General features: G+C 69.3%; 17 protein-coding genes. 15 read left to right on the forward strand and 2 right to left on the reverse strand.

Annotation, left to right across the window (positions count from 1 at the left end; all coding sequences use genetic code 11):
- Positions 1 to 92: 92 nt before the first annotated feature.
- On the reverse strand, positions 93 to 752 hold the full coding sequence (locus OCL97_RS10025) for a class I SAM-dependent methyltransferase (RefSeq protein ID WP_377369807.1): 660 nt from the start codon (positions 750 to 752) through the stop codon (positions 93 to 95).
- 86 nt (positions 753 to 838) lie between these two features.
- Here OCL97_RS10025 and OCL97_RS10030 point away from each other — a divergent pair, with 86 nt between their 5' ends.
- Positions 839 to 1,714: a LysR family transcriptional regulator gene (locus OCL97_RS10030; RefSeq protein ID WP_377369809.1), complete on the forward strand. Its 876-nt coding sequence runs from the start codon at positions 839 to 841 to the stop codon at positions 1,712 to 1,714.
- Between the two features lie 97 nt (positions 1,715 to 1,811).
- Complete coding sequence (ruvX, locus tag OCL97_RS10035; protein ID WP_377369811.1) at positions 1,812 to 2,288, forward strand: Holliday junction resolvase RuvX; 477 nt, start codon at positions 1,812 to 1,814, stop codon at positions 2,286 to 2,288.
- A gap of 35 nt (positions 2,289 to 2,323) precedes the next feature.
- Here ruvX and OCL97_RS10040 read toward each other — a convergent pair whose 3' ends face one another.
- Complete coding sequence (locus OCL97_RS10040; RefSeq protein ID WP_377369813.1) at positions 2,324 to 2,758, reverse strand: ArsI/CadI family heavy metal resistance metalloenzyme; 435 nt, start codon at positions 2,756 to 2,758, stop codon at positions 2,324 to 2,326.
- Between the two features lie 173 nt (positions 2,759 to 2,931).
- Between OCL97_RS10040 and OCL97_RS10045 the strand changes: the two genes are divergently transcribed.
- The 13 genes from OCL97_RS10045 (at position 2,932) to rpmG (ending at position 16,296) form a co-directional block, all read left to right on the forward strand.
- A complete protein-coding gene (locus OCL97_RS10045; RefSeq protein WP_377369815.1) occupies positions 2,932 to 3,909 on the forward strand; it encodes an aspartate carbamoyltransferase catalytic subunit in 978 nt (325 codons plus the stop codon).
- Positions 3,909 to 4,490 (forward strand): LOG family protein, encoded by a 582-nt coding sequence (locus OCL97_RS10050; protein ID WP_377369817.1) that lies wholly within the window; start codon positions 3,909 to 3,911, stop codon positions 4,488 to 4,490. Before OCL97_RS10045 ends, OCL97_RS10050 begins: the two co-directional genes overlap by 1 nt.
- Entirely contained in the window at positions 4,487 to 5,779 is a 1,293-nt protein-coding gene (gene pyrC, locus OCL97_RS10055) for a dihydroorotase (RefSeq protein WP_377369819.1), read from the forward strand. The genes OCL97_RS10050 and pyrC overlap by 4 nt, the downstream gene beginning before the upstream one ends.
- Positions 5,780 to 5,837: 58 nt before the next feature.
- A complete protein-coding gene (locus OCL97_RS10060) occupies positions 5,838 to 6,140 on the forward strand; it encodes an ArsR/SmtB family transcription factor (RefSeq protein ID WP_304777189.1) in 303 nt (100 codons plus the stop codon).
- A gap of 3 nt (positions 6,141 to 6,143) precedes the next feature.
- Entirely contained in the window at positions 6,144 to 6,686 is a 543-nt protein-coding gene (locus OCL97_RS10065; RefSeq protein ID WP_377369822.1) for an AAA family ATPase, read from the forward strand.
- Between the two features lie 25 nt (positions 6,687 to 6,711).
- Positions 6,712 to 7,356, forward strand: coding sequence for a glycerol-3-phosphate 1-O-acyltransferase PlsY (plsY, locus tag OCL97_RS10070; protein ID WP_377369823.1), 645 nt, complete (start codon positions 6,712 to 6,714; stop codon positions 7,354 to 7,356).
- On the forward strand, positions 7,353 to 8,453 hold the full coding sequence (gene dprA / locus OCL97_RS10075) for a DNA-processing protein DprA (protein WP_377369825.1): 1,101 nt from the start codon (positions 7,353 to 7,355) through the stop codon (positions 8,451 to 8,453). Before plsY ends, dprA begins: the two co-directional genes overlap by 4 nt.
- 164 nt (positions 8,454 to 8,617) lie before the next feature.
- The gene (gene topA, locus OCL97_RS10080; protein WP_377369827.1) at positions 8,618 to 11,275 is read left to right on the forward strand and encodes a type I DNA topoisomerase; all 2,658 of its coding nucleotides are present in this window, start codon (positions 8,618 to 8,620) and stop codon (positions 11,273 to 11,275) included.
- Positions 11,276 to 11,281: 6 nt separating this feature from the next.
- Entirely contained in the window at positions 11,282 to 12,418 is a 1,137-nt protein-coding gene (locus tag OCL97_RS10085) for an AAA family ATPase (RefSeq protein ID WP_377369829.1), read from the forward strand.
- Between the two features lie 62 nt (positions 12,419 to 12,480).
- Entirely contained in the window at positions 12,481 to 12,882 is a 402-nt protein-coding gene (locus tag OCL97_RS10090; protein WP_304777182.1) for a GFA family protein, read from the forward strand.
- A 53-nt stretch (positions 12,883 to 12,935) separates the two neighbouring features.
- Positions 12,936 to 15,245: a ribonuclease R gene (rnr, locus tag OCL97_RS10095; protein WP_377369832.1), complete on the forward strand. Its 2,310-nt coding sequence runs from the start codon at positions 12,936 to 12,938 to the stop codon at positions 15,243 to 15,245.
- Between the two features lie 75 nt (positions 15,246 to 15,320).
- Positions 15,321 to 16,034, forward strand: a complete 714-nt coding sequence (locus OCL97_RS10100) for an NUDIX hydrolase (protein ID WP_377369834.1) — start codon at positions 15,321 to 15,323, stop codon at positions 16,032 to 16,034.
- 94 nt (positions 16,035 to 16,128) lie between these two features.
- A complete protein-coding gene (gene rpmG, locus OCL97_RS10105; RefSeq protein WP_215340033.1) occupies positions 16,129 to 16,296 on the forward strand; it encodes a 50S ribosomal protein L33 in 168 nt (55 codons plus the stop codon).
- Positions 16,297 to 16,359: the final 63 nt, after the last annotated feature.

Consider the following 16,359-nt stretch of genomic DNA (forward strand, 5'->3'; position numbering starts at 1 on the left):
CGGGGGACAGGTGCATCAGTCCCTGAATGGAAGGTCCCCAAAGCCCGGCAGCCCACCATGGCTATTCCCAAGTCGAGGCGTCGCGCGGCTTGCTAGGGCGCAGCGGGCGCCTCGGACCGTTTGCGGGCCACGATGCAGGGACGGCGATCATCGCCCTTGGTGGCGTGGTTCTCGGCGGCGAGGATGTCGAAACCTGCTGCGCTGACGAGCTCGCAGAGTTCGGCCTGGCGGAAGACGCTGACATAGGGCGCCCTGCCGACCGCGCGCATGGCCGGCAACAGGACACCGCTCAGCAGCGGGTTCATGTCTCCAAGACAGGGCGTCTTGGAGACGAACAGACCACTCGGGGCGAGCAGGGTGTGGATCCGGCGCAGGGTTCCCGGCACGTCGCGAACCATGTGCAGATAGTTGAACCCCAGAACCGCATCGAACCGTCCGGTCTCGAGGGTCGGGGCCTCGGCGGTGGCGACCTGGAAGGCGAGGGCCGGGATAGGACTGGCGTCCTGCTTCTCCCTGGCGATCGCGATCATTCCGGCGGAAAGGTCGGTCGCCAGATAGCGCCGCACATCGCCGGCCAGTCGCAGGGCCGTGCTGCCGGTGCCGCAGCCCAGTTCGAGCACCTGGTCGTCCGGGTTCAGCAGCGCCCGGGTCCGATCCAGGGTGCGCTCATAGCCGCCCAGATCGGCAATGGCGTCCCTGGCGTATTTGCGCGAGATCTTGTCCCAGAACCGCGCGTCGCTGGCTGTACTCATGGTGGAGTGCTCCTGTGCGACGCAGAATAGCATATGCGTAAATCGTGCAAATTGCTGAAATTCGCAGGCATGATATACGCATTTGCATGAAGGCGATGGACTGGAACCATATTCGGGCGTTTCACGCCACCGCCGCCGCCGGATCGCTGTCCGCCGCGGCGCGGCAGCTAGGTCTGACCCAGCCCACCTTGTCGCGGCAGGTTCTGGCGCTTGAAGCCGATCTGGGGGTGACCCTGTTTGAACGGCGGGGCCGCAAGCTGGTTCTGAACCAGACCGGGATGGACCTGCTCGATCACACGCGCCTCATGGGTGAGGCGGCGGAGACGTTCGTTCTCGCCGCCAGTGGCCGGGTGCAGGACACCGGCGGGCGGGTCTGTATCTCCGCCACCGACACCTTCGCGGCCTATGTTCTTCCCGAGATCGTGGCGCGCATCAGAACAGAGGCGCCGCAGATCACGATCGCGATCGTCGCCTCCAACGAGATCAGCGATCTTCACCGGGGTGAAGCCGACATCGCCATACGCCATGTCCGTCCTGATCGCCCCGGTCTGGTGGGCCGGCATATCCGCGACACCGAGGCAGGTTTCTTCGCCTCCGAGGACTGGGTCGCCCGCAACGGCCTGCCCAAGCGTCCTGCCGATCTGGCCACGGCGGGTCTGATGGGCTTCGATGACCCCCGCTTCTGCGAACGCCTGCGCGAGATCGGTATTCCCATCGCCACCGAGGATCTCCGGATCGTGTCGGAGGCCTCGGTCGTGATCTGGGAAATGGTCAAACGCGGGATGGGTGTGGCCGTGATGATGCGCGAAGTGGCGGAGCGGACGCCCGGCGTGGTCAATCTCTTGCCGGACATGGCGTCGATCCCGGCGCCGATCTGGCTGGTCACCCATCAGGAACTGCATTCGAGCCCTCGCATCCGCCTGGTCCAGGCGATCGTGGCCGAGGAACTGGCCCGGATGTAGGGGCGGGCCGCTGAGAAGCGGGCCTTCCTGAAGCGGTGAAGGGCCCGGCCAGAGTCGCGGGTTGGCGGCGCACGGCGTGAAGGCCTATGGAAGCCTCATGGCCGTCGTCGACATCACCGAGCTCCCGCCCCTGCTGCCGCGCTATGGCGCGCTGGTGGGGCTCGACCTGGGGGAGAAGACCATCGGGGTGGCGGTGTCGGACACCACGCGGATGGTGGCCAGCCCCCTGGAGCTGATCCGCAAGACCAAGTTCACCGACGACGCCAAGGCGCTGTTCAAGCTGATGGACGGCCGCGAGGTGGCCGGGATTGTCATCGGCCTGCCGGTGAACATGGACGGCAGCGAGGGGCCGCGCGCCCAGTCCAGCCGCGCCTTCGCCCGCAACCTGCTGCGCCTGCGCCCCGAGCTGGTGATCGCCTTCTGGGACGAGCGGATGAGCTCCATGGCCATCAACCGCTTCCTGATCGACGAGGCCGACATCAATCGGGCGCGCCGCGCCGAGGTGGTGGACAAGATGGCGGCGGGGTGGATCCTGCAGGGGGCGCTGGAGCGGCTGCGGGGGTTAGGCGACTAGTCGCCCTCCCCCCTCGACGGCCTTTACCGCGTCCCTCAGCAGCAGGCCGGGATGTCGGCGCGGGGGGCGGCGGTGATCTCCGCGGTGGCCTCGTCCTCGCCGTAGCGGGTGGCCTCACCGAAGGTGTGGAAGGTTTCCCAGCGCAGGCCGGAGGGGTCGCTCACCCAGCTCTTGTCCGACTTGGCGTAGCAGCAGGTGGTGGCGTCCTGGTCGAAGGTGATGGCGCCGGCGGCCTTGAGACGGGTGGCGAGTTCTCCCAGTTCGGCGGTGCTGTCGACCTGGATGCCGACATGGTCGACGCCCCCTGCCCGCGCCCGCTGGGAGATGGCGAAGTTCACGCGCGGATCGTCGAGCATCCACTTGGCGTAGTCGTCCTTCACCACCGAGGCGGGGGTGCCGAACAGGGTCTCGTAGAACTGGATCGATTGGGCGAGGTCGGGGACGCTCACGTGGAGGTGGATGCGCTTCATGGGTCTGCTCCGGGTTCAGTGCTTGTCTGCCATTTCTATATTTCACGAATCTTCGAAATGTCAAGCGGGGCGGGCGGGAAGGTGCGGGTGCGATCCTCACCTCTGCGACAGCTGTGGGCGAAAAGGCGAGTTCGCTTGGCGCCGCGGGCGGCCTCCGCTACGACGCGCCTTTAATGACAACCCTGCCCCCTGGTCTGAACGAGGTTCTTGGCAGAACCTTCCCGTTCCCGCGGCGACACTTCCTGTCCGTCACCGATCTGAACGAGGTGGAGGTGGCCAGCCTCCTGGATCTCGCCGACGGCTTTGTGTCGCTCAACCGCCAAACCTCCAAGAAGCTCGACCTGTTGAAGGGTCGGACGCTGATGAATCTCTTCTTCGAGAATTCGACGCGGACCCAGAGCTCCTTCGAGCTGGCCGGCAAGCGGCTGGGGGCCGACGTGGTCAATATGAGCCCGCGGTCGTCGTCGATCGCCAAGGGCGAGACCCTGATCGACACCGCCGTGACCCTGAACGCCATGCAGCCGGACCTGCTGGTGGTGCGCCACGCCTCCTCCGGCGCGGCCAGCCTGCTGGCGCAGAAGGTCACCTGCTCGGTGATCAACGCCGGCGACGGCCAGCACGAGCACCCGACCCAGGCCCTGCTGGACGCGCTGTCCATGCGGCGCGCCTTCGGGCGGATCGCGGGCTTGAGGGTCGCCATCTGCGGCGACGTCCTGCACAGCCGCGTGGCGCGGTCCAATGTCAGCCTGCTGCAGATGCTGGGGGCCGAGGTCCGGCTGGTGGGGCCGCCGACCCTGATGCCGGCCGCCGTCGACCGCTGGAAGGCCCAGGTGTTCCACAACATGCGCGAGGGCATCGAGGGCTGCGACGTGGTGATGATGCTGCGCCTGCAGCTGGAGCGCATGGACGGGGTGATGGCGCCGTCGCAGCGGGAGTATTTCCGCTTCTACGGCCTGGACCGCGAGAAGCTGGCCTGCGCCGCGCCGGGCGTGCGGGTGATGCATCCGGGGCCGATGAACCGGGGCGTGGAGATCGATTCCGACGTGGCCGACGACCTGTCGGTCAGCCTGATCCAGGATCAGGTGGAGATGGGGGTGGCCGCGCGGATGGCGGTGCTGGCCTCCATGGCCGCCCGACTGGACAACGACTGATGCGCGCAGTGGGGGTGTTCTGCGGCGCGAGCCCTGGCGGCGACCCGGCCTATATGGAGGCCGCCCGCGCCATGGGCGTCGCCATCGCCGGCCGGGGCCTGGCCCTGGTCTATGGCGGGGCCAAGGTCGGGCTTATGGGCGGCCTCGCCGACGCCGCCCTGGCGGCCGGGGGCGAGGTGTTCGGAGTGATGCCCGAGGCGCTGATGGACAAGGAGATCGCCCATACCGGCCTGACCCGGCTCGACGTCGTGCCCTCCATGCACGAGCGCAAGGCGCGGATGGCGGAGATGGCCGACGGCTTTGTCGCCCTGCCCGGCGGGGTGGGCACGATGGAGGAGATCTTCGAGATCTGGACCTGGGGCCAGCTGGGCTTCCACGCCAAGCCGGCGGGGTTCCTCAACGTGCTGGGATACTTCGATCACCTGCGGGCCTTTGTGGACCACGCGGTGGGCGAGGCGTTCCTGAAGGCGCCGCACCGCGACATGCTGGTGTTCAGCCAGGACTGCGGGGCGATGCTGGACGCGCTCGCCGCCTACAAGCCGCCGGTCGTGGAAAAATGGATCGGACGGCAGGAACTATGAGCGCGCAGCCGACCGCCTTCGTGAACGCCCGCATCGTCGATCCGGCCAGCGGCTGGGACGGCCCCGGCGCCCTGCTTGTGCAGGGCGGCAAGATCGCCGACGTCAGCCACGGCGGCGACCTGGGGAGCCTGTCGCCCGACATCGAGGTGATTGACGCCCGCGGCGCCATGCTGGCGCCCGGCCTGGTGGACCTGCGGGTCAAGACCGGGGAGCCAGGTTCGGAGACCAAGGAGACGCTGAAGTCGGCGGGGCTGGCCGCGGCGGCCGGCGGGGTGACCTCCATCGTGCTGCAGCCCGACACCGATCCGGTGATCGACGAAGCCTCGGTGGTGGACTTCATCCTGCGCCGGACGCGGGATATCGAGCTGGTCCACGTCTACCCGGCCGGGGCGGCCACCAAGGGGGCGCGGGGCGAGCGGATGGCCGAGATCGGCCTGATGGCCGAGGCGGGCTGCGTCTATGTCACCGACGCCGACCGGCCGATCGTGGACTCCAAGGTGCTGCGCCGGGTGCTGGCTTACGCCAAGAGCTTCGGGGTTCTGGTGGCCCACCGCCCGGCCGACCCCTGGCTGAGCGCCGGCGCGGCGGCCACCGAGGGGGAGTTCGCCGGCCGCATGGGCCTGCCCAGCGTGCCGACCTTCGCCGAGAAGATCATGCTGGAGCGCGACCTGGCCCTGGTGGAGATGACCGGGGCGCCGTTCCTGGTGGACCAGGTGACCACCGCCTGCGCCCTGGAGACCCTGGCGCGGGGCAAGGCCCGGGGCCTGCCGATCACGGCGACGACCTCGATCAACCACCTGTCGTTCAACGAGATCGACATCGGCGACTACCGCACCTTCATGAAGTTCGATCCGCCGGTGCGCGGCGAGGACGACCGCCAGGCGGTGATCGAGGCCCTGGCCACGGGGCTGATCGACATCGTGGTCTCGGCCCACGCCCCGGCGCCGGCCGAGGACAAGCGCCTGCCCTATGATGAGGCCGCGCCCGGCGCCATCGGCTTGCAGACCCTGCTGCCGGCCCTGCTGGCCTTCCACCACGAGGGGCGGATCCCGCTGATCGACCTGATGGCGGCGGTGACCAGCCGGCCGGCCAGGCTGCTGGGCCTGAACGCCGGGACGCTGTCCAAGGGCGCGCCGGCCGACCTGGTGCTGTGCGACCTGAACGCCCCCATCGTCATCGACGCCGACCGGCTGCGCTCGAAGTCCAAGAACTCCCCCTTCGATGGCCGCCGCCTGCAGGGCGAGATCCGCATGACCCTGGTGGACGGCCGCGTCGTCTATCGGGTCTGAGGTTGTCTGCGGCCGCGCCGCGACCTAGGTTCCGGCCGAAACTTAGCCAATTGGCGATATGACGAACGCACTCGCCTTCAAGGCCCTGGGCAACGACCGCCGGCTGCAGATCCTGGCCTGGTTGAAGGACCCGCGCGCCAATTTCCCGCCGCAGGTGGACGGGGACCTGGTGGAGGACGGGGTCTGCGGCGTGCGGATCGCCGAGAAGCTGGGGGTCAGCCAGCCGACCCTGTCGGAACACATGCGGGTGCTGACCCAGGCCGGGCTGGTGACGCCCAGGCGCATCAAGCAGTGGACCTTCTATCGGCGCGACGAGGCGGCGCTGGCCGCCCTGACCGCCGTGCTGGCGCAAGAGGTCTGATCCGTGCGCCAGGTGGTGATGGTCTCGGGCGCGCCGGGGGCGGGCAAGTCGACCCTGGCCCTGCCGCTGGCCCAGGCCCTGGCCCTGCCCCTGCTGTCCAAGGACGTGATCAAGGAGCGGCTGGCCGACGTGCTGGGGCAGCGGGCCGAGCCGGAGGTCTGGACCAAGGCGCTCGGCAGCGCGTCCATGGAGCTGATCTGGACCCTGGCGGCGCTGTCACCCGCCGTGGTGCTGGAGGCCAATTTCCGGCCCAGGAGCGCCTATGAGCGCCGCATGCTGACCGGGCTGGGCGGCCGGCTGGTGGAGGTCTATTGCCGCTGCCCGCCGGACGAGGCCAGCCGGCGGTATTCGGCGCGGTCGCTGATCGGGGAACGCCACGCCATCCACACCCTGCGCGACCTGCCCGCATCCCTGCTGGCGGAGTACGACGGGCCGGTGGGCCTGGGCCGGGTGATCGAGGTCGACACCACGGCGCCGGTGGATATCACGGCCCTGGCGGTCAGGGTCCGCGCCGCGCTGGATGACGAGAGCGCGCCGGAAGGCTAGGCTCTCGGCAATTGGGGGGAATTACATGCTTGAGTCACTCAGTCCCGCGCTGATCGCCGCGGCCGTCATCGGCGGCTACCTGCTGGGCTCCATTCCGTTCGGCGTCATCGCCACCCGGCTGGGGGGCGCGGGCGACCTGCGCAATATCGGCTCGGGCAATATCGGGGCGACCAACGTCCTGCGCACCGGCCGCAAGGACCTGGCGGCCATCACCCTGCTGGGGGACGGCGGCAAGGGGGCGGTGGCGGTGCTGATCGCCTGGCTGGCGACGCGGGAGAGCACCAAGGACGTCCAGGCCCTGCTGACCTCCATCGCCGCGGCGAGCGCCTTCCTGGGACACCTGTTCCCCGTCTGGCTGAAGTTCAAGGGCGGCAAGGGGGTGGCCACCTTCTTCGGCACCCTGCTGGCGGCGGCCTGGCCCGTGGGGATCGCGGCGGGCGCGACCTGGATCGTCATGGCCTTCCTGTTCCGGATCTCCTCGCTGGCGGCCCTGACCGCCGTAGCGCTCGCCCCGATCTACGCCGCCTTCGTCTTCGACCGGCCCCTGCCCATCGCCTGGCTCGCCCTGTTCATGGCGGTGCTGATCTATTTCCGCCACGCCGAGAACATCCGCCGCCTGCTGAAGGGCGAGGAGCCGCGCATCGGGGGCGACAAGAAGGACCCCGCTTGAGCCGAACCCTGACCGAGGCCGGGCGGCGCGACTGGCTACGGCTGGCGCGCACCGAGAATGTGGGGCCGGTCACCTTCGACCAGCTGATCTCCCGCTATGGCGAGGCCTCCTTGGCCCTGGCCGCCCTGCCGGACCTCGCGCGGCGCGGGGGGCGGGTGTCGCCGCTCGGCGTGCCGAGCGTCGAGGATGTCGAGGCCGAGCTGACCGACGGCGCCGCCCTGGGCGCCCGCCTGCTCTGCGCCTGCGAGGCGGAATTCCCTCAGCCCCTGGCGGCGCTCGATCCACCGCCACCGGTGCTATGGGCCTGGGGGGACGCCCAGCTTCTGCAGCGCTCGATCGTCGCCGTGGTGGGGGCGCGGGTCGCCTCGGCCGCGGGACAGAGGTTCGCTCGCGGCCTGGCCAGCGACCTGGGGCAGGCGGGACAGGTGATCGTTTCGGGCCTGGCGCGGGGCGTGGACGGCGCGGCGCACGAGGGGTCGCTGCCCACCGGGACCATCGCCGTCCTGGGCGGCGGGATCGCCGACATCTATCCGCCGGAGCACCGCGACCTGCACGCCCGCATCGTCGAGGCCGGCTGCGTGGTTTCCGAGAGCCGGCCCCGGCAGACCGCCCAGGCCAAGGATTTTCCCCGCCGCAACCGGATCATCTCGGGCCTCAGCCGAGCGGTCGTGGTGGTTGAGGCCGAGATCCGGTCGGGCTCGCTGATCACGGCGCGGCTCGCCGCCGAGCAGGGGCGCGAGGTGCTGGCGGTGCCGGGCTCGCCGCTGGACCCGCGCGCCAAGGGGACCAACGACCTGATCCGTCAGGGGGCGGCGATCTGCGAGGGCGCGGAGGACGTGCTGCGGGCGCTGGAGGGCTTCGGCGGTTTCCGCGAGCCGGACCAGGACCGCTACGCCGTGACCGCCGACATCTCGGATGCTGCGGCGGAAAAGCTACGCGAGGCCATCGCCGAGCTGCTCTCCCCCACCCCGGTGTCGCGCGACGAGATCGTGCGCGCGGCGCGGGCGCCCCTGCCCGCCGTCCTGGCGGCGCTGATGGAATTGTCCCTGGCCGGCCGCGCGGAGCTGCTGCCCGGCGGCATGGTGTCGCGCGCCTGACCCGGCCGTGCGGCGGGCAGCCCGGGGGCGGGCAGGCCCCGCCTCAATCCTGACTTGTAGAGCTTGAAGTGCAATCGGCCCGTTGACAGGGCCTAGGCGGACACCCCACCTTCCGGGCCCTTGAATTTCGGGCGCTTCGGCCCTTGGACCACCCTTAAAACCGCATGAACCTCGTCGTCGTCGAGAGCCCGGCCAAGGCCAAAACCATCAACAAGTACCTGGGCTCGGACTATAAGGTCCTGGCCTCGTACGGCCACGTGCGCGACCTGCCGGCCAAGGACGGCTCGGTGAAGCCCGACGAGGACTTCCTGATGCTGTGGGACGTGGACGCCAAGTCCGCCAAGCGGCTGTCGGAGATCGCCGACTTCGCCAAGACCGCCGACAAGATCATCCTGGCCACCGACCCCGACCGCGAGGGTGAGGCCATTTCCTGGCACGTGCTGGAGGTTCTCCAGAAGAAGAAGGCCATCAAGGGCGCCACCGTCCAGCGGGTGGTGTTCAACGCCATCACCAAGGCCGCCGTCACCGAGGCGATGAAGCATCCGCGCGACATCGACATGGAGCTGGTGGAGGCCTATCTGGCCCGCCGCGCCCTGGACTATCTGGTGGGCTTCACCCTCTCGCCGGTGCTGTGGCGCAAGCTGCCGGGCTCGCGCTCGGCGGGCCGGGTGCAGTCGGTGTCCCTGCGTCTGGTGGTCGACCGCGAGATCGAGATCGAGCGCTTCAAGAACCAGGAATACTGGACGGTCGAGGCCGATGTCAGCGCCGGGGGCGACCCCTTCCTGGCCCGCATGGTCAAACATGACGGCAAGCGGCTGACCAAGTTCGACCTGGGCGACGAGACCACCGCCCTGGCCGCCAAGGCCGCGGTGGACGGGGCGACCCTGAAGATCGCCTCGGTGGAAAAGAAGCCAGCGCGCAGGTCCCCTGCCCCGCCCTTCACCACCTCGACCCTGCAGCAGGAGGCCGCCCGCAAGCTGGGCTTCTCCACCCAGCGCACCATGCAGGCCGCCCAGAAGCTGTACGAAGGCATCGACATCGGCGGCGAGACCGTGGGTCTCATCACCTATATGCGGACCGACGGCGTGCAGTCGGCGCCCGAGGCGCTGGACGAGGCGCGCGAGGTGATCGGCGGCGTCTACGGCAAGGAATACGTTCCCGAGACCGCGCGGATCTACAAGACCAAGGCCAAGAACGCCCAGGAGGCGCACGAAGCCATCCGCCCCACCAGCCTGGCCCGCAACCCCGGCTCGCTGCGGCTGGAGAGCGACCTTGGCCGGCTCTATGAACTGATCTGGAAGCGGATGATCGCCTCGCAGATGGAGGCCGCCCGCATCGAGCGGACCACCATCGAGCTGGAGAGCGCCGACGGCAAGACCGGCCTGCGCGCCACCGGCCAGGTGGTGCTGTTCGACGGCTATCTGGCCGTCTACGAGGAAGGCCGCGACGACGAGGGCGACGAGGAGAGCGGCCGCCTGCCCCAGGTCAACGAGGGCGCCGCCGCCAAGGTGATCACCGCCCGCGCCGACCAGCACTTCACCGAACCGCCGCCGCGCTATTCGGAAGCCAGCCTGGTGAAGAAGATGGAGGAGCTCGGCATCGGCCGGCCCTCGACCTACGCCTCGGTGCTGACCGTGCTGCGCGACCGGGAATACGTCCGCATGGACAAGAACCGGTTCATCCCGGAGGACAAGGGACGGCTGGTCACCGCCTTCCTGGAGCAGTTCTTCAACCGCTACGTCCAGTACGACTTCACCGCCGCCCTGGAAGAAAAGCTCGACCTGGTCTCGGCCGGCGAGCTGAACTGGAAGGCCCTGTTGCGGGAGTTCTGGCAGGACTTCCACGCCGCCGTCGGCGAGATCGCCGAACTGCGCGTCACCCATGTGCTGGACGCGCTCAACGAGGCGCTCGGCCCCCACATCTTCCCGCAGAAGGAAGACGGCTCCGATCCGCGCGCCTGCCCCACCTGCGGGGCGGGGCAGCTGTCCCTGAAGACCGGCAAGTTCGGGGCCTTCATCGGCTGCTCGAACTATCCGGAGTGCCGCTACACCCGGCCCATCGCCCAGTCGGCGGATGACGCCGAGGGCGAGAGCGGCGACCGCGAACTGGGGGTCGACCCGGAGACCGGCGAGACGGTGTTCCTGAAGTCCGGCCGCTTTGGTCCCTATGTCCAGCTGGGCGACGGCGAGAAGCCCAAGCGCTCCAGCCTCCCCAAGGGCTGGTCGGCCGCCGCAATGGACCTGGAGAAGGGCCTGCGACTGCTGCGCCTGCCCCGCGAGGTCGGCGCCCACCCGGAAGACGGGATCATGATCACCGCCGGCATCGGCCGGTTCGGGCCCTTCGTCCTGCACAACGGCACCTATGCCAACCTGCCCACCGCCGACGAGGTGTTCGAGGTGGGATTGAACCGCGCCGTCACCCTGCTGGCCGAGAAGCGCGCTGGCGGCCGGGGCGGTCGCGGCGAATCCGCGGCCCTGAAGGACCTGGGCGCCCACCCGGTGGACGGTCAGCCCGTGAAGGTGCTGGCCGGCCGCTATGGGCCCTACATCAAGCACGGCTCCACCAACGCCAATGTGCCCAAGGGGTCGGACCCGCAAGACCTGACCCTCGAAGAGGCCGTCAAGCTGATCGCCGAGCGAGTGGAAAAGGGCGGCGGCAAGAAGCCCGCGAAGAAGAAGGCGGCCCCCAAGGCCAAGGCGGCGGCCAAGCCCAAGGCGGAGGCCGGGGCGACGGCGGCGGTGAAGAAGCCCGCGGCCAAGAAGACCGCCGCCAAGAAACCGGCCGCGAAGAAGCCGGCGGCCAAGAAGGCGGTAAAGGCCTAGGAATCGATGCTGCTGCCCGTCAGCGACTTCTCCGCTTCGGGCTACCGGTCGCTGGCGCAGATCGCCTATCCGGTCACCAACCTGGAGGTCTTCGTCGGCGCCAACGGAGTCGGCAAGTCCAACCTGTACCGGGCCCTGGAGCTGTTGCGGGCGGCGGCCACCAATACGCTGGGCGCCGAGCTGGCCCGCGAGGGCATGGCGGCGGCCTTCTGGGCGGGGCCGCGGCGGAAGAACGAGCCCGCGCGGATGAGCTTTTCCGTCGACCTGGCCGTGCCGGGCCGCCCGGCCGTGGGTTACCGCTACGAGGTGGAGGTCGGCTTCCCCTTCCCGACCGCGCCGGCCTTTCCCACCGAGCCGCAGATCAAGACCGAGCAGCTGTCCTATCTGAGCGGCGGACGGCCGGTGCGGCTGCTGGACCGCAAGAACGCCTCAGTGATGGCCCGCGACGAGGAGGGCCGTCCGCAGGAGGTGGACATCGACCTGCTGGCCTCGGAGACCGTGCTGGCCCGGCTGGAGGACCCCGGCAAGTATCCCGGCCTGGATATCGTGCGACGCACCCTGCTGGAGTGGCGGTTCTACCATGACCTGCGCACCGATGCGGCCTCGCCGCTGCGGCGGCCCTGCACGGCGGTGGCCAGCCCCACCCTGGCGTCGGACGGCTCCAACCTGGCGGCCGTGTTCGCGACCCTGGCCCATATCCGCGAGGACACCGCCGACCTGGACGCGGTGATCGACCAGGCCTTTCCGGGCGCGCGGCTGGTGGTTCCGCAGCCGGACCGCACCGCCAGTTTCGGCATGAGCTTCCCGGACTTTCCCCGCCGCGTGTTCGAGGCCGCCGAGCTGTCGGACGGGACGCTGAAGTTCCTGGCCCTGGCCGGCGCCCTGATGGCCTATCGCCTGCCCGCCTTCGTGGCCCTGAACGAGCCGGAGTCCAGCCTGCATCCGGCCCTGATGAAGCCCCTGGCCCGCCTGGTGGGCCAGGCCGCCGACCGATCCCAGCTCTGGCTGGTGACCCACTCCGAGGCCCTGGCCGCCGAGATCGCGGCCACGACGGTGGGTTCGGTGCGGACAGTGACCAAGACCGACGGCGCCACCACCATCAAGGGCCTGACCCGGCTGGGGACCTTCCGCGAGGATGACTGAGGGACAGGCTTTACAGTCCCCTCCCCGCGCCTAGAGTTCCGCCAACAGGTCGGGAGGACACCATGAAACTTGAAGGCGGATGCTATTGCGGCGCCCTGCGCTATGAGGCCGAGGGCGAGCCGATGATGCAGGCCCAGTGCCATTGCCGGGAGTGCCAGCACATCAGCGGCGGCTCGCCCAATGTGTTCATCGCCATGCCGATCCCGGGTTTCCGCTACACCAAGGGCGCCCCCAAGAGCTTCACGCGCCCCGATCTGGAGCGTCCGGTCACCCGGGAGTTCTGCGCGGAGTGCGGGTCGCACATCCTGGCCCGCTCGCCGGGCTTTCCGGCGGTGATCCTGAAGGTCGGCTCCCTGGACGACCCCAGCGTGTTCACCCCGGGCATGGCGATCTTCACGGTGGATCAGCAAGCCTTCCATCACGTGCCCGCCGGCATTCCGAGCTTCGAGCGCCTGCCGGGATAGTCGCCCGCATCGTTTGAGGAAGCGAGTTTGGCGCAGGCGCGTTACAAGAGCCCATGCCCAAGACTCGTGCGCCCAAGGCGTCCCGCTTCAAGTCCTCCGCGGCCAAGCCGACCCAGGGCCTGCCCGACCGCGAAACCCTGCTGAAATACATCCGCGAGGCGGGTGAGACCGACAAGGCCGAGATCGCCAAGGCGTTCGGGCTGAAGGGCGCCGACCGCAAGGCCCTGCGCGAGATGCTCAAGGAGCTGCAGGAGGGTGGCGAGCTGGGCCGTCGTGGCCGGCGCGGCCTGGCCCAGGCCGGCGCCCTGCCCCCGGTGGGCGTTGTGGACGTCATCGAGAAGGACACCGACGGCGACCTGATGGTTCGCCTGACCAAGGGCGACGACACGGGCCTGGTGCGGCTGGCGCCTGGGCGCGCCGATCCCATCGGCCCGGCCCCCGGGGTCGGCGACCGCCTGCTGGTGCGGTTCGAGACCCTGGAGAACGGCGAGACCGAGGCACGCCTGATCAAGCGGCTGGGGGCCAGCGTCCACAAGATCCTGGGCGTGGTCCGCAAGTCCAACCGCGAGGTGCGGGTCGAGCCGGTGGACCGCAAGTCCAAGGAGAGCCTGATCCTCACCGATCCCAAGGCCCAGGAGCTGCGGGACGGCGACCTGGTCCTGGCCCAGGTCGGCACCTCCGAGCAGCGTTATGGGCCGAAGAGAGGCAAGCTGCTGGAGGTGGTGGGCCGCGAGGACCAGCCGCGCGCCGCCTCCCTGATCGCCATCCACTCCCACGGCATCCCCACCGGCTTCCCGGCGGCCGCGGAGGCCGAGGCCGAAGCGGCCCAGCCGCCGACGCTCACTGGGCGCGAGGACCTGCGCCAGGTGCCGCTGATCACCATCGACCCGCCGGACGCCCGCGACCACGACGACGCCGTCTATGCCGAGCCTGACGATGACGCGGGAAACAAGGGCGGCTGGATCGTCTGGGTCGCCATCGCCGATGTGGCGGCCTATGTGCGCCCCGGCTCGTCCCTGGACGTCACGGCGCGGGAAAAGGCCAACAGCGTCTACTTCCCCGACCGGGTGGAGCCCATGCTGCCCGAGCGCCTGTCGGCGGGGCTGTGCTCCCTGCGCCAGGGCGAGAACCGCGCCTGCATCGCCGTGCGGATGGTGTTCGACAAGTCGGGCCGCAAGAAGGGCCACAGGTTCGTGCGCGGCCTGATGCGCTCGGCCGCCAAGCTCTCCTACGAGCAGGCCCAGGCGGCGATCGACGGCGAGCCGGACGATGTGACCGGCCCGCTGCTGGCGCCCATCCTGGAGCCCCTGTGGGCCGCCTATCGGTGCATGCTGCAGGGCAGGCTCGCCCGCTCCCCCCTGGCCATCGAGAGCGCCGAGCGCCGCATCCTGATCAATCCCGAAGGCGAGATCACCGCGATCACGCCCCGCGCCGCGCTCGAAGCGCACAAGCTGATCGAGGAGATGATGGTGCAGGCCAATGTCTGCGCGGCCGAGACGCTGGAAGCCAAGAAGACCCCGCTGATCTACCGGATCCACGACACCCCCAGCCAGGAGAAGGTGCAGTCCCTGGCCGAGTTCCTGGCCACCCTGGATATCCCCTGGAACAAGGGCGAGGCGCCGCGCACCGACCGCTTCAACAAGCTGCTGGCCGAGACCCGTGAGGGGCCGAACGCCGACATCATCAATGAGGTGGTGCTGCGCAGCCAGATGCAGGCGATCTATTCCACCGAGAACATCGGTCACTTTGGTCTGAACCTGGCCCGCTACGCCCACTTCACCTCGCCGATCCGTCGCTATGCCGACCTCATCGTGCACCGGGGCCTGGTCCGGTCCCTGGGGCTGGGGGACGACGGGCTGAGCGACCAGGACATCAGCCAGATGAAGTCCACGGCCGAGCAGATCACGGTGGCCGAGCGCCGGGCCATGGCCGCCGAGCGCGACGCCACCGACCGCTATGTGGCCGCCTTCCTGGCTGACCGGGTCGGGGCGACCTTCGCCGGGCGAATCACCGGGGTAACACGGTTTGGGCTGTTCATCCGCCTGGCCGAGACCGGGGCCGACGGCCTGGTCCCGGTGTCCAAGCTGGGGGGCGAGTTCTTCATCCACGACGACCGCAGCCACGCCCTGGTGGGGGAGCGTTCCGGCGCCCGCTGGCCTTTGGGGATGCAGGTGGAGGTCAAGCTGGTGGAGGCCACGCCGATCACGGGAGGCCTGCTGTTTGAGATGCTGAGCGAGCCGCAACCCCGCGATCCCAACGCCGCCCGGCCGCGCATCGGCGCCATCCGCCGCGCGCCCGGCTCCTTCGACGCCAAGCGCAAGGGTGGCCCACCCAAGGGGGTCCGAAAGGGCAAGCGACGCTAGGCTGAGGGTCAGAAATTTCGCCTGTGACCCTACGGCGCCGTTCCCTCGGGGAGACTCGGGTCATACAGTTGTTTCATGACCGATGCGAACCAAGCTTCCCGTCCCACCGAGGGCAACCGTGTGCGCCAAGCCGGCGTCAAGGCCGTCAAGCCGCGCGACGCCGCCACCCTGTTCATCATTCGGCGCGATGGCCCCAAGCCTCGCGTGCTGATGGGCAAGCGCCACGGCGGGCACGACTTCATGGCCAACCTGTGGGTCTTCCCGGGTGGGCGGGTCGACAAGACCGATTTCAAAGGCCCCTTCGCCACTGACCTGCGGCCCGAGGTGGCGGCCAAGTTCCACGCCCATGTCACGCCGGGCAAGGCCCGCGCCCTGGGCCTGGCGGCGATCCGCGAGACCTTCGAGGAGGCCGGCCTGCTGCTGGCCAAGCCTGTGGAGGCCCGCCCCGCCCTGGGCCCCTGGCGCGAGTTCATGGCCCATGGCGCCGCGCCCGACCTGGAGGCGCTCAGCCTCGTCTACCGGGCCGTGACGCCGCCGATGCTGGCCAAGCGGTTCGACACCTGGTTCCTGATGGCCGACGCCGAGCATCTGGTGAGCCTGGAGCGCCAGCCCGATTGCGGCGAGCTGGAGGAGATCGCCTGGTTCGACTTCCAGGAGGCGCTGGACCTCAAGCTGCCCATGGTCACCCGCTCGGTGATCACCGAGGTGATGGCGCGCCTGGACGAGCCGGAACGGCCCATCCCCTACATGCGCTTCCGCTCCGGACCGACAAAGCCAAGGATTCTCTAGGCGCCGATTGACTTTGGGTTCGGGATTCGTATTGTCCGCGGCTCTTTAGAACCCAGCCGGCGCGACTGCGCAGCCGGCCGCGCGAGGACCGACCATGGCGAAGCCCGCCTCAATTAAGATCCGCCTGAACTCCTCGGCCGACACCGGCTTCTTCTACGTGACGAAGAAGAACGCGCGGACCAAGACCGACAAGCTGGTCATGAAGAAGTACGACCCCGTCGTGCGCAAGCACGTCGAGTTCAAGGAAGGCAAGATCAAGTAGATCTGCCGACCGACACGAGATTTAAAAAACGCCCGGTCGCGAGACCGGGCGTTTTTCGTTCTT

It is taken from the genome of Phenylobacterium ferrooxidans (assembly GCF_042714595.1).
Classification (GTDB): Bacteria; Pseudomonadota; Alphaproteobacteria; order Caulobacterales; family Caulobacteraceae; genus Phenylobacterium; species Phenylobacterium ferrooxidans.

Excerpts from the sequence above, each read along its gene's own strand:
- OCL97_RS10090 (WP_304777182.1), top strand. The coding sequence starts at position 12,481 with ATGAAACTTGAAGGCGGATGCTATTGCGGCGCCCTGCGCTATGAGGCC.
- OCL97_RS10060 (WP_304777189.1), top strand. The coding sequence starts at position 5,838 with ATGACGAACGCACTCGCCTTCAAGGCCCTGGGCAACGACCGCCGGCTG.
- plsY (WP_377369823.1), top strand. The coding sequence starts at position 6,712 with ATGCTTGAGTCACTCAGTCCCGCGCTGATCGCCGCGGCCGTCATCGGC.
- OCL97_RS10100 (WP_377369834.1), top strand. The coding sequence starts at position 15,321 with ATGACCGATGCGAACCAAGCTTCCCGTCCCACCGAGGGCAACCGTGTG.
- OCL97_RS10050 (WP_377369817.1), top strand. The coding sequence starts at position 3,909 with ATGCGCGCAGTGGGGGTGTTCTGCGGCGCGAGCCCTGGCGGCGACCCG.
- OCL97_RS10025 (WP_377369807.1), bottom strand. The coding sequence starts at position 752 with ATGAGTACAGCCAGCGACGCGCGGTTCTGGGACAAGATCTCGCGCAAA.
- pyrC (WP_377369819.1), top strand. The coding sequence starts at position 4,487 with ATGAGCGCGCAGCCGACCGCCTTCGTGAACGCCCGCATCGTCGATCCG.
- OCL97_RS10040 (WP_377369813.1), bottom strand. The coding sequence starts at position 2,758 with ATGAAGCGCATCCACCTCCACGTGAGCGTCCCCGACCTCGCCCAATCG.
- rnr (WP_377369832.1), top strand. The coding sequence starts at position 12,936 with ATGCCCAAGACTCGTGCGCCCAAGGCGTCCCGCTTCAAGTCCTCCGCG.
- OCL97_RS10045 (WP_377369815.1), top strand. The coding sequence starts at position 2,932 with ATGACAACCCTGCCCCCTGGTCTGAACGAGGTTCTTGGCAGAACCTTC.
- OCL97_RS10085 (WP_377369829.1), top strand. The coding sequence starts at position 11,282 with ATGCTGCTGCCCGTCAGCGACTTCTCCGCTTCGGGCTACCGGTCGCTG.
- OCL97_RS10030 (WP_377369809.1), top strand. The coding sequence starts at position 839 with ATGAAGGCGATGGACTGGAACCATATTCGGGCGTTTCACGCCACCGCC.
- topA (WP_377369827.1), top strand. The coding sequence starts at position 8,618 with ATGAACCTCGTCGTCGTCGAGAGCCCGGCCAAGGCCAAAACCATCAAC.
- ruvX (WP_377369811.1), top strand. The coding sequence starts at position 1,812 with ATGGCCGTCGTCGACATCACCGAGCTCCCGCCCCTGCTGCCGCGCTAT.
- rpmG (WP_215340033.1), top strand. The coding sequence starts at position 16,129 with ATGGCGAAGCCCGCCTCAATTAAGATCCGCCTGAACTCCTCGGCCGAC.